At 48.9% G+C, this 12,403-nt stretch carries 12 protein-coding genes; 4 read left to right on the top strand and 8 right to left on the bottom strand.

The genetic code is table 11. The annotated features are described in order from the left end of the window. Positions 1 to 71 precede the first annotated feature (71 nt). Both ACFQ0N_RS23345 and ACFQ0N_RS23340 read left to right on the top strand, forming a co-directional pair. Entirely contained in the window at positions 72 to 512 is a 441-nt protein-coding gene (locus tag ACFQ0N_RS23345; protein WP_379330763.1) for an Rrf2 family transcriptional regulator, read from the top strand. Between the two features lie 103 nt (positions 513 to 615). Continuing rightward, entirely contained in the window at positions 616 to 1,257 is a 642-nt protein-coding gene (locus tag ACFQ0N_RS23340; RefSeq protein WP_379331052.1) for an NAD(P)-dependent oxidoreductase, read from the top strand. A gap of 384 nt (positions 1,258 to 1,641) precedes the next feature. Here ACFQ0N_RS23340 and ACFQ0N_RS23335 read toward each other — a convergent pair whose 3' ends face one another. The 6 genes from ACFQ0N_RS23335 to ACFQ0N_RS23310 all read right to left on the bottom strand — a co-directional run bounded on the left by ACFQ0N_RS23335 (position 1,642) and on the right by ACFQ0N_RS23310 (position 7,142). Continuing rightward, complete coding sequence (locus ACFQ0N_RS23335) at positions 1,642 to 2,466, bottom strand: alpha/beta hydrolase family protein (RefSeq protein ID WP_379330761.1); 825 nt, start codon at positions 2,464 to 2,466, stop codon at positions 1,642 to 1,644. Between the two features lie 88 nt (positions 2,467 to 2,554). Beyond that, positions 2,555 to 3,223, bottom strand: coding sequence for a DNA alkylation repair protein (locus ACFQ0N_RS23330; RefSeq protein WP_379330759.1), 669 nt, complete (start codon positions 3,221 to 3,223; stop codon positions 2,555 to 2,557). 130 nt (positions 3,224 to 3,353) lie between these two features. Beyond that, positions 3,354 to 4,031: an RraA family protein gene (locus ACFQ0N_RS23325; RefSeq protein ID WP_379330757.1), complete on the bottom strand. Its 678-nt coding sequence runs from the start codon at positions 4,029 to 4,031 to the stop codon at positions 3,354 to 3,356. Positions 4,032 to 4,060: 29 nt separating this feature from the next. After that, positions 4,061 to 4,888, bottom strand: a complete 828-nt coding sequence (locus tag ACFQ0N_RS23320; protein WP_379330755.1) for a carbohydrate ABC transporter permease — start codon at positions 4,886 to 4,888, stop codon at positions 4,061 to 4,063. Positions 4,889 to 4,890: 2 nt separating this feature from the next. Then, positions 4,891 to 5,769 carry a carbohydrate ABC transporter permease gene (locus tag ACFQ0N_RS23315; RefSeq protein ID WP_379330753.1) on the bottom strand — a complete coding sequence of 293 codons (879 nt, stop codon included), beginning with the start codon at positions 5,767 to 5,769 and terminating at the stop codon, positions 4,891 to 4,893. A gap of 77 nt (positions 5,770 to 5,846) precedes the next feature. Beyond that, a complete protein-coding gene (locus ACFQ0N_RS23310) occupies positions 5,847 to 7,142 on the bottom strand; it encodes an ABC transporter substrate-binding protein (RefSeq protein WP_379330750.1) in 1,296 nt (431 codons plus the stop codon). Positions 7,143 to 7,471: 329 nt separating this feature from the next. Here ACFQ0N_RS23310 and ACFQ0N_RS23305 point away from each other — a divergent pair, with 329 nt between their 5' ends. Further along, entirely contained in the window at positions 7,472 to 8,242 is a 771-nt protein-coding gene (locus ACFQ0N_RS23305) for an IclR family transcriptional regulator (RefSeq protein ID WP_379330748.1), read from the top strand. A 249-nt stretch (positions 8,243 to 8,491) separates the two neighbouring features. On the opposite strand, the gene ACFQ0N_RS23300 is transcribed toward ACFQ0N_RS23305, so the two are convergent. Beyond that, positions 8,492 to 9,358, bottom strand: coding sequence for a LysR family transcriptional regulator (locus tag ACFQ0N_RS23300; protein WP_379330746.1), 867 nt, complete (start codon positions 9,356 to 9,358; stop codon positions 8,492 to 8,494). Between the two features lie 194 nt (positions 9,359 to 9,552). Between ACFQ0N_RS23300 and ACFQ0N_RS23295 the strand changes: the two genes are divergently transcribed. Beyond that, positions 9,553 to 10,536: a DMT family transporter gene (locus ACFQ0N_RS23295; RefSeq protein WP_379330744.1), complete on the top strand. Its 984-nt coding sequence runs from the start codon at positions 9,553 to 9,555 to the stop codon at positions 10,534 to 10,536. A gap of 48 nt (positions 10,537 to 10,584) precedes the next feature. On the opposite strand, the gene ACFQ0N_RS23290 is transcribed toward ACFQ0N_RS23295, so the two are convergent. After that, positions 10,585 to 12,255, bottom strand: a complete 1,671-nt coding sequence (locus ACFQ0N_RS23290) for a glutamine--tRNA ligase/YqeY domain fusion protein (protein WP_379330742.1) — start codon at positions 12,253 to 12,255, stop codon at positions 10,585 to 10,587. Positions 12,256 to 12,403 lie beyond the last annotated feature (148 nt).

Genomic DNA, 12,403 nt, shown 5'->3' with positions numbered 1-12,403 from the left:
TTCTTATTTGCTCGCGCTTGACTTTCCGACTTTGTTGTAACTATAATGGTTACATCGAAAGGGTGTTGAAGATGAAAATTAGCAGCCGGTTTTCAATTGCCGTTCATATTTTGTCTTTATTAGCTATTACACCGAGCACTCACTGCACCTCGGAGTGGCTTGCAGGAAGCGTCGGCACGAATCCGGTTATAATCCGCCGTGTGTTAGGGCAGCTTAAGAAGGCAGGCCTTGTAACGGTCCGGGCCGGAAGCGGCGGCGCATCGCTAGTAAAGCAACTGAACGAAGTGCGTTTGCTCGATATTTATCGCGCTGTCGATGTGGTTGAAGCAGGCCAATTGTTTCACATTCACGAAGAGCCTAATCCTGCATGTCCGGTTGGCGCTAATATTCAGACAGTATTGCAGCTGCTGCTTACCCGCGCTCAAGAAGCGATGGAGAACATTTTGGCAGCCGTTACGATGGAGGAATTAGTGCAGGTGCTTGCCAAGGAAATAGAGACAAAGACGCAGTAAAAGCCGAATTCAGGATGGAATAATTTTTTTTAAAATAGTTGTAACCGATGTAGTTACAACTATTCACCCTTTCAAACCCGCATTTCAATAGGAGGATAAGATGATGAAAATTGGAATTATCGGAGCCAGCGGCAAAGTAGGAGCGCTTATTTTAAAGGAAGCAGCAGCACGGGGACATGAAACGACAGCAATTGTCCGCAATGCGGCCAAGCTCAAAGAGACTGAAGCGGCAGCGATACTGGAGAAAGATATTTTTGCTTTAACATCGCAGGATTTAAGCGCATTTGATGTAGTCGTTAATGCTTTCGGGGCGCCGCCAGGGCAGGAGCATCTTCACGTCGAAGCCGGCCGTGCCTTAATTTCAGCCCTTCAAGACGCTCCGCATATCCGGCTAATTGTAGTCGGTGGTGCCGGAAGCTTGTTTGTAGATGAAGCCAAGACGACCCGCCTCGTCGATACACCGGAGTTTCCTGACCAGTATAAGCCGACTGCTCTGAACCAAGGCAAAAATCTGGAAGATTTGCAGCACTCAACAGGAATCAAATGGACATTTGTCAGCCCTGCAGCCTTCTTCAACCCGGATGGCCGGCGTACAGGCGCTTACCAGATTGGCCAGGACAATCTAATTGTTAATTCGCAGGGTGGAAGTTATGTAAGCTATGCCGATTTTGCCATTGCGATTATAGATGAAATTGAGCAGCCAAAACATATGAATCAGCGCTTTACCGTCGTCTCTGAGCCATAATCGACAGGCGCAAGAATGCTAACGGATGTCACAGCCGCTATTTTCGAAAATTCGACCGATCTAAAATTGTAACGGAATTGAGCGCCGCTATTTGAGGATAGTTCGCACTATTTCGCAAGAAAAAGGAGAAATAAGGTCGCTCAAATCCGTTAGATTTCAAAAAGAGGTTCTATTAGCGAAATAAGGTCGGTGACTTCCGTTAGATCAAACAGCTCATCGGCTTGAGCCTCTCGAAGCTCGAACATCTGCGTGTATTGCCGCCAGCGACACGCTCTGCCAATTGAACTCATTTGGACCGAAGAATCTAGAGGGAGAATTCCGGCTGCTTTACGATTCAGTTACAAAGTCGAAAAAATCGCTTTGGCCATCGCGGGCCAAAGCGATTCATATCGTCCATAAACTCCAATCGGTGCGCCGCCTGCCCAAAGCATTGATCCAGCGCACAGTCGCTTCGAAGACATGCTCGCGCGCCGCCTTGGAGGAAAAGGTGTGATCCCCTTGCAATATCACTTCTTTGTCGCATCCGCCTTCCTTGCGCAGCCAAAACATTTTCTGATACAAGAAGCAGTAATCGACAGGAACAACATGATCAGCCGTGCCGTGAATAAGCAGCACATCGCCGTTGTAGCCGCGCAATTCGGTTAGCGGCTGATACTCGATCAACGAATCCGTAAAACGCTTCGTCAACTCATAGTGGAAATGATCGGTTTTGCCTGTATGTTCAATTTCCTCAACCGCTTTCGTACTGATAATATTGCGAATGTCCATATAAGGATGAGCGACTGCCGCCCACAGAATCAACGATTTGACACGATTGTCACGCGCCGCCGTCAGTACCGCTACTGCACCGCCCAAGCTATGCCCAAGCAATGTGAGCCGATCAGGGTCTACCATATCCAGTCCAAGCGCATAATCCAGTACAGTGCGTGTCTGTTCAATCAACACATCCAGACCGCCGCTGCCGTAATCGCCGCTGCTTTCTCCGCAGCCGCCGTAATCAAAACGCAGGACAAGATAGCCCTCCGCCAGCAAACGTTCTGCCGCCTCGACGAACAGCCGGTCTGTTCCCATACGATTGCCGATAAAGCCGTGACAAATAACGACGATCGGATACTTCTCCCGCCCGTCATCAGTTCTATTCGATGCAGGATATTGCAGTACGCCTGACAGCTGTACATCGCCGCTTTGAATGAGAATAGGATGATTCATAATGAGGCACCACCTTAAACCTATAATTCATACCAATTTACTTGGTTATTAAGATACCATGTTAAGCGAGGCCCCGTCAATCCTTTCTTTACCGCTTCAAATGCTTCAATGCTTCGCGCACGCTGAGAGGGGATAATTCCGTCGTTTCAACAAACCGAATAACGGCAGCGGCATTCGTCTTTGCATACTCCCGCAGCGCCCAGCCAATCGCTTTACGAATGAAAAACTCCTCTTCGTGCGCGCATTGCCGAATAAACTGAAACAGCAGCTCCCCATTGATGCGCTCCTTGTAATGCAGCTGAAACAAAATTGCGCTGCGCCGCAGCCACATATTTTCCGAATAGATCCATTTCATCGCATAGCGTTCAATTAATTCCGGAAAACGGGCAAACAAATTTCCCATAAGCTTGCCGGCGATAATATCGACAGTATCCCACCATGATTTGGTCGTGATCATCCATTCCAGCAAATCGATCTGGCCGATCGCCGCCTTTTTCATCCGCCGTTCCAGCAGCAGCATAGCAGAATAGTGAAACTCGCGTTCCGGCAGCAACCACAATTCCCGTACGACCCGCTCCAGCTCATCGTCTGACGGCAGACCTTGTTCAGCGATAAAAGTGCGAGTCAACGCAACTCGTTCCGGGGATCTTATCCCGAGAAAGGGAAAAAGCCCCCGCATATAGGCCGCCATTGGCGCTGCCTGCTCCGGATCGGCATGGCTTCTCAGCCATGACTCAAATTGCGGTACAAAACTCATGACGCTATGCTCCTCCCTCGTCATCTAATATAAACTGCCTTTCTATTGAGTTTACACTTGCAGCACTTCTATAGACAACAAAAAGCCATTCAACGATCCAAAGTTATCGCTGAACGGCTCCCATCACCATTTATAGCACGCCATATTTATCATATACGTCCCGCAAAAATTTGCCCTCCAGCAGCTCCTTGCGGCTGGCGTTTTCCCGTGTCGCCTTATCCATCGCCCGTTCAAAAACCTGATCAAACAAGGCGCTCGGTATAACCACCACACCGTCACGGTCGCCAAAAATAATGTCGCCAGGCATTACACGCACACCGCCGCATTTAACCGGGCAGTCATAATCGATCACCATTCCGCGACCGCGCGAGTCAACCGGTTTCGTTCCAGTTGCAAACACCGGGAAATCAAGCTCCAATATTTTTTTCGTATCCCGGATCAAACCATCGACGACGGCGCCATTGGCTCCGCGCATTTTGGAAGCAGTGGACAACAGCTCGCCCCAAAGGCCGTTGCGCACCGAGTCATTCGTACAGCCGACGATGACCTCGCCCTTTTTCACACTATCGATCGCTTCGATTTCTTTCCCGTACGGATTTTCCGCTTCGTGGTACACATCCACAGCCAGCACCGTTTTTGCCCGCCCGACAAGCACCCAATCAGTCGAAATTGGATTAATATTTTCGCGCATCGCCTGATTCCGGTATCCCAGCTCATCAAGTGTGTCGCAAATTACTGCTGCGTACAGCATTTCCTTCATTTGCGCAAATTTCTGTTCCTCAGTCAGGTTTACATTTGCAGTTGTCATAGTGGCACTCCCCTATCAATTATTTATCGTTAACCTTTTACCGCACCGGCAGACAATCCCTTCACAAAATAACGCTGGAAGGCAATAAAGATCGCCATAATCGGCAGCAGCGTCAGCGCAATTCCACCGAACAGCAGGCTCAAATCCGTTAAACCTCTGCCCCCGAAAAATTTATACAGGCTGATGCTCACGGTCGGATGATCAGCAGAGTTAAGTACGACAAGAGGCAGCAGCAGATCGTTCCAGATGGAAATAAACTGTACGATAATAAGTGAAGCTGTAACAGGCAAAACTAGCGGAAAAATAATTTGGAAAAACGTTCTCGTCGTCGAGCTTCCGTCCAAATAAGCCGACTCCTCCAGTTCATACGGCAGCGCACGCATAAACCCGGTGTACATAAAGATACAGAACGGAGAGAGCATGGCAGCATACATGAAGGAAATGCCGAGAATTGTGTTTTGCAAATGCAAATCCTGCAGCAGGAACACAACAGGAATTAATGCCGATTGGATTGGAATCAATATGGCCGAGGTGTACACCCAGTACATAGAGCCAAAAAATTTATGTTTGATGCGCGCAACCGCATAAGCGGCCAATGCCCCCAGCCCTACCGCAATCAGCAGGGCAATCGCGCCGATGGAGAACGTGACGCCGTACGCCTTGATGACGTCCATTTTGTCGAACGCATTGACGATATTGCTAAAGCCTGCTTCGAAATTCGGGAATGCCAGCGGTTTGTTGACGATTTGTTCATGCGTCTTGAAGGCATTGATCGCCACCAAGTAGAGTGGAATCGAAATAATAAGCGCCAGAATGATGACACCGGCTTCAATGATCCATTTTTTAACCCGCTTCATGCTTACATCACACCCTTCTCATATTGTCTCGATAAGGCAATAAAGAAGAAGGTAACGACTAGTGCCAATACCGTTAAAATAAAGGACGACGCAAGTCCGTAAGATAAATCTGTGGATGCGAAGGCATAACGATATATTTTGACCGCCAACGTCTCGCTTGAGCCGGCAGGCCCTCCTCCGGTAAGTGCAAACGGAAGGTCGAAAATGCGCAATCCATTGGCTAAGCCGATCAGCACGTTAACCGTAATGCCCGGAGCTATCATCGGCAGTGTCAAGCTGAAAAATCTTCTCCATTTTGTAGCGCCGTCAATCATGGCCGCCTCTTTCATATCCTGCGGGATGCCTTGCAGGGCTGCCAAATAAATAATCATAATCGGCCCCCACATTTGCCACACCGTAATCGCTATAATCGAGTAGACAACATAATCAGGCGAGTCGATCCATGGGATGGAGATTCGTCCGCCGGTCAGCTTTGTCAAACCTTCATTCAGCAGTCCTGTATTTGCATCCAGAATGTATCTCCATACAAATGCCGCAACGACAACCGGAACAACGTTGGGAAGATAAAAGATTGCCCGCAGCAAGCTTTTCGTCTTTAAGGATTGGTCAAGCATAAGCGCATATAATAATCCGCTCAAATTAGCCAGCACGGCCGCAGCCAAACCGATAAGCAGCGTTCGTTTCAACGAATTAGTGAACCCTTCATCACTGAAAATGTCCAAGTAGTTCGCAAAGCCGACAAAACTGTAGTCGCCTACGCCTTTCCAGTCTGTGAAGCTATAATAGACAGATTGCAGAATCGGATAGAACAGAAAAATGATCAAAATAATTGTAATCGGGGCGATAAAGAACAGCCCGGTCATAAACATTCGCTTCTGCATAAACTCCCCCCTCCGACCATTTGCGCGACGGCCAGCCACCTGCATACAGAGGGCCGGCCGTCATAGCCTGGTTAGCATTATTTCGCCATCGTTTTGTTATACTCGGCAATAAATTTATCTGCCGCTTTATCCGCACTGCCTTGGAAAGTGAACTCTTGCGCAGCGTTGCCAAGCGCAATCCAGGTTGGGCTAGGTACCGGACCGGTATTGGCAAACGAAATAATCCGATCCGTTTCCAGCCAGCCAGGCACAGCCGCATAAGATTCATCAAGCTCGCCTACACCCGGCATTGCCGAAAAGGAGCCTTTTGCCTTCAAAATTTTCGCATATGTTTCCTTACTGAACAGCCAGTTCAGGAATGTTTTTGCTTCTTCCGGGTGCTTGGATTTGGCATTAACGGCAATGCCGTCCTCCGGAACAAAAATGTAAGCATTCTGGTCTTCCGCCACATAAGGCATGTTCATGAAACCCAGGTTCAGATTCGGATTCAGCTTGCGCAGCATGCCGCCTTCCCATGTGCCGCTGAGCAGCATCGCACTGTCGCCCTCGGCAAAAGCCTGCTGGGCAATTGTAAATTCATTCGTAAAGCTGCCTACGCGCACAAACTCATTCAGTTCTTTGAAACGATTAAGCCCTTCAAGCAATACAGCGCGATACTCCGGCTTGCTCCAGTCAACTTTGTTAGCCAAGTAAGCTTCTTTAAATGCTGGATCTTTGACTGCATAGGAACCGAACGTCCAGTGGAGCACATTGCCCATCATCGTCTCGCCTTTACCAGCGTATACGAGCAAATCCTTCCCTTTTGCCTTCAGTTTTTTGCCCGCATCAATCAGTTCGTCCCATGTTTTAACTCCATCGGCATAACCGATATCCGCCATCATGTCCTTGTTGTAGGCAACGCCAAGCACACCGACACCAAGTGTAAATAATGCCTGCTTGCCATCAATCGACGTAGCGCTGCGGATTGAATCCGAGTAGTTCTTGCTCGACTCATAGCCGCTTAAATCGGAAATAAATCCGGCATTGCTTGCCAACTGAGTCGTCACATGCCCAATATTGATTTGATATAAGTCAGGCACTTCGTTAGTCGAAACCCGAATACGCAGCGCATCAAATATTCCGCTGTCAGGAAGCGTTTCCACTTTCACTTTAATGTTGGGGTATGCGCTTTCAAACTCCTTAATCAAGTCAGTATGAATACCCGCAAACAGAGAATCCGCAAATAGCATCGACAGCTCTACCTTATCGCCTGAATTGCCCGCACCGCCGCTTTCGTTAGATCCGCCATCAGATTTGCCGCAGGCGCCAAGCAGACCGACCACAAGCGTTAATAACATTGCAATAGAAACCCATTTTAACTTCCCCTTAGACATAGCCGGCTTCCTCCTCATCATTGTATGTGCAAGTATTACAATCGACGCTGTATAACGACATTTTGTCTAAATTCAAGTTGCCGCTTCCCCCTCTTAAACGCCGTTTATAATTCACCCCGATTTTAGACTGTATCCCAATTCATTGTCAAGCATAAAATATTATCCAGCCCGGCTCTGCTGAATTCGTTTACAACCAATTGGTGCCTCTACATAATTTTCTCTATTGCCATTCAGGCCATCTATCCACTATACTTTTAAGTAAGCGTATTCAAATCGCATATCTAAACAGCGTTTATAACAACGTTTACCAACAAGGGGGTGCTTCCACGTTGGAAAGCTCCAAAAAATACTCCGTTCCTTCTTTGGAAAAGGCGTTGCTCATCATAGACACTATTGCTGCACAGGACAGTTCTGTAGGCGTATCCGAGTTATGCAAAATGGTCGGTATGCCCAAGACGAGCGCTTTCTTCATGTTGACAACATTAGAGCAGCATAACTATATCGCCAAGACTGACGATGGCAAGTATTCGCTTGGCACTCGTTTCATCAGCCTGGGTCAGCTCGTGCTTGATCGCCTGGATATTCGCCAGCAGGCAAAACCCTTTATGGAGGAGATCTCGCAGGAGATGAAGTTCACCGTACATCTCGCGGTTCTCGACAAGGATGAAGCACTATATTTGGAGAAAGTTGAAGGGCCTTCATTTGTCAAATTTTCCACTTATGTCGGACAGCGGATGCCGCTTCATGTATCTGGGGTCGGAAAGGCGCTGGCAAGCTATTTAAGTGACGAGGAGCTCGAGCAAATCGTGAGCCGCACCGGTCTCCCGCGAAAAACAGAGAACACGGTGACGTCACTAAAGGAATTCAAGTCGATTCTGGCCATTGCGAGGGAACAAGGCTATGCCGTCGAGGATGAGGAGGGCGAGATTGGCATTCGCTGTATCGGCTCCGCTATATTCGGGCATGACGGCAGGCCGCTAGCCGCAATCAGCATTACCGCATTAAGAAGCGAACTGCCGGTACACGACATTCCGATCATTGGCGAGAAAGTGAAGCAGACGGCCATGAAGATTTCCGCCCATCTGGGCTATTCAAGCTGAACGCAGAAGCGGGCAACTGCGAATCATGCGGACATACGATCCGTTATTTGGTCGAACACCGGCTCATTCGGAGGTTTCGCGGACACACGAACCGTTATTGGCTGGCTTTTCCAGGTTTTCGCGGCGTTTTGAGGCCAATAACGGATCTGCGGTCCGCAAACAGGCCGCATCAGCTGTTTTGTTCGCAGATTACGGATCTGCGATCCGCGCAGGTCCGCTACGGTCCGCTTCGTGCTCAAAGTTGGCCGCTCAAGGCGTCTCAACCGCCATTCCCACAATATCGTCGATAAAAGCTTTTAGCGAATGGGTCATGCGCGAGTCGCTGCGGCGAATGAATATTGTTGTTATATCCCGGTACCTCTCGGGCACCCGGTGACAATGCACCATTCCTTTGGCAGCCAGTTCTTTGACGGAGTTTTCCGGGACAATTGTAATTCCCAGGCCCGCGGCCACGCTTCCTATAATCGTATCGAATGTCCCGAACACCATAATTTGCCGCGGGGCGATGCCTTCTTCCTTCAGCCAGGCTTCCAGCCGCCACCGGTAGCTGCATCCTTTATCGTACAACAGCAGCGGCTTGGCCGTTACTTCCTCCAAGGAAAAAGCAGGGCTTTTCGAAACGATAACCAATTCCTCCTGGAATGCCTCATACTGTTCAATTAGCGGATGCTTGACCGGCCCAACTACAAACGCGCCGGCCAGTTTATAATCTAGCACTTCTTGCAGCAGCTGTTCCGTCACGCCTGTTTTCAATGACAGGGCAACGTTCGGATATTTATTATAATAGGATGCCAACAATTGCGGCAAAGAAATAATCGTCTCGACAATGCCGATTTCCAGCATGCCGGCAGGCGATTCCGCACTTTCCCGAAAAACCCGCTGCATCTCCTCGAATTTCGACAAAATTTCCTGCGAATATTCCAGCAGCCGTTTCCCTTCCGTATTTAAAGTCATTCCGCGTTTATGGCGGTCGAATAAGGGCGTTTGCAGCTCGCGCTCCAGCAGCTTGATCCTTGCCGTCACATTGGATTGCACATAGCCAAGCTCCGCTGCCGCCTTGCTGATGCTTCCATAATCGGCAACCGTTTGAAAGATTTTCAAGTCATTCAGATCCACAGGCTTACTCCCCTCCAAACACCGTTTAGAATACAAGTTCAAATTCAATCTCAATCCGAAATCTGCAATGTCATAATATCATTTTAAATGATGATAAGGCTTATTTTCAATCATTTTACCATTCCCTTTTCTTGCATTATGATGAGTGAGGTACAACTTAGACCTAACATGCCACTTAAGGGAGTTATTGTTCAATGTCCAAGATGCAAGTTCTAATTGGTTCCTTGCTTTGCCTGGTCGCCAGCATGTCCTGGGGAGCCATGTTTCCTGTTGCCCAAAGCGCTTTGCAGCAGATCGATCCCTACTATTTCAGCCTCATTCGTTATGCTTCTGTTACCGTTATTTTGTGCATTTTACTGCTGGCGAAGGAGGGCAAGAGGGCGTTTCGTTTCGAAGGAAAAGGGAAGGCGCTGATATTCTACGGAACGATGGCCTTCGTCGTTTACAATATGCTCGTATTTTCCGGCCAGCATCTTATGGGAGAAACCGGCGTCATTGCCGCTTCCCTGGCAGAGGTGCTTATGCCGATGATCTCCGTTCTGATCGTTTGGATTACTACTAGAAAGATGCCGCCCAGGTATACCATCGTCAGCATTGTCATATCTCTGACGGGGGCAATGCTCGTCATTACAAACGGAAATCTGGCATTCTTCGCTGAAGCGGGGAAACATCTCCTGCCTCTGCTGTTGATTATCGCCGGGGTTGTGGGATGGGTAGTCTATTCGATGGGGGGAAGCCGATTCCAAAATTGGTCGACGCTGCGTTATTCGACCCTCACCTGCTTGCTGGGAAGTGCGGTTTCTTTAATCATCGTTGCGGTTGCCACACTGCTGGGCGGCTTGTCTGTCCCTCGCATGGAAACGATTGTTTCCATAAGATACGAGATGGCTTTTATGATCATTCTGCCCGGTATCATCGCTCTGCTCAGCTGGAATAAAGGACTAAAAATACTGTCCTCTTTCAACGGCATTTTGTTTATCAATTTCGTGCCGATCACCACTTTTATTATTATGGCATTTCAAGGTTATCAGATCAGCATGTATGAATGCTTCGGCACATTGCTCGTCATCTTTGCGCTTATCCGCAACAATTTGCATCAAAGAAAAGCCCAAGCGCTGGTAAAGCAGCGTATTCAGCCGGTACGCCGAACGATATTTCCAAAAATAAGCCGGCCATAACGGCAAAGGCAAAGGGGACCGCCGCTACCGGCAAGTCCCCTTATATGTTTATCCTTTTTCATTCCCCTTTACATCAAAAGAGCTTTTCAGCGATACGATCCGGTTGAACACAACCCGCTCAGCGCTTGTCAATTGCGGATCGACATTAAAGTAGCCATGGCGGAAAAATTGGAACTTGTCCTGTCCGGCCGCTTCCTTCATGTTCGGCTCCACGAAGCCCTGCTGAACTTCCATCGAATTCGGATTCACCCGTTCCAGCAGCGGTCTATCATCCTCGCCCTCTCCATCGTGCAGCAGCGGCTCAAACAACCGGAACTCAGCGGCTACCGCCCGGGATGCCTCCACCCAGTGAATTGTCCCCTTTACTTTACGGCCTGTAAATCCGGATCCGCTCTTCGTCTCCGGATCATACGTGCAGCGCAGCTCGACGACGTTGCCGCTCTCATCCTTCACAACCTCCTGGCAAGTAATGAAATAGGCATGCTTCAGACGCACCTCATTGCCAGGGAAAAGCCGGAAATATTTGCTTGGCGGATTTTCCATGAAATCGTCGCGTTCAATATAGATCTCCCGCGAGAACGGGATTTGTCTGCTGCCCATCTCTTCATTCTCGGCGTTATTTTCCGCCTCAAGCCATTCCACTTGCCCTTCCGGATAGTTCGTAATGACAACCTTCAGCGGCTGCAGCACAGCCATTGTGCGCGGAGCCTTCAGCTTCAAATCCTCGCGGATAAAATGCTCCAGCATCCGCTCATCCACCACGCTATATGCACGCGCCACGCCAATTTCGCGGCAAAACGCCCGAATGGCCTCCGGAGTAAACCCTTTGCGGCGCATCCCGCTTACCGTCGGCATCCGCGGATCATCCCAGCCGTCCACCACGCCTTCTTCAACGAGCGCTTTTAAATAGCGTTTGCTCATAATGGTGTTCGTAATGTTCAGCCGGGCAAATTCGTATTGATGCGGCTCCGCTTCCACTTCGCATTCTGCGATCACCCAGTCATACAAGGGGCGATGATCTTCAAATTCCAACGTACAGATCGAATGCGTTACCTTTTCAATCGCATCCCCCAGCGGATGCGCATAATCGTACATCGGATAAATGCACCACGCGTCACCGGTCCGATGGTGATGGGCATGGGCAATCCGGTACAATACCGGATCGCGGAGCGTAATATTAGGCGAGCTCATGTCGATTTTCGCCCGCAGCACCTTTTCTCCGTCCTTAAACTCTCCGGCGCGCATACGTGCAAACAGATCAAGATTCTCTTCAACACTCCGATTGCGGTAAGGGCTCTCCGTACCCGGCGCAGTCAGCGTTCCGCGAGTTTCGCGAATTTGCTCGGCACTCAAATCGCATACATACGCCTTGCCCTTTTTAATCAACAAAATTGCCCGCTCGTACATTTCTTCAAAATAATCGGAAGCAAAATGCAGCTCGTCCCATTCGAATCCCAGCCAAGTTACATCTCCCTTGATTGCGTCCACAAACTCCGTGTCTTCCTTCAACGGATTCGTGTCGTCAAACCGCAGATTCGTTCTGCCGTTAAATTCGTCGGCCAGTTCGAAGTTCAGGCAAATCGATTTGGCATGCCCGATATGCAAATAGCCGTTAGGCTCTGGCGGGAAACGAGTAATAATTTCCTTGACCTTGCCGGACTTCAAATCGGCTTCCACAATGCTTTTAATGAAATTTGAAGATGAGGTCTTATTCTCCACTACTAATCAACCTTTCTCACGACATTTGTCTATCCTTCTATAATACACAATTTTCCGGGCGATTATAAGATCTAACTGGATTAAGCCTTGAGAAGGCCGCAAATTGTTGCACTGAAAAACTAATACAATTATACTTTTGTTACTATCC

This window comes from Paenibacillus sp. GCM10027626 (genome assembly GCF_042676285.1).
Classification (GTDB): Bacteria; Bacillota; Bacilli; order Paenibacillales; family Paenibacillaceae; genus Paenibacillus_Z.
The sequence above is the reverse complement of the archived record's forward strand: the minus strand, read 5'-3'. Positions and strand labels throughout refer to the sequence as shown.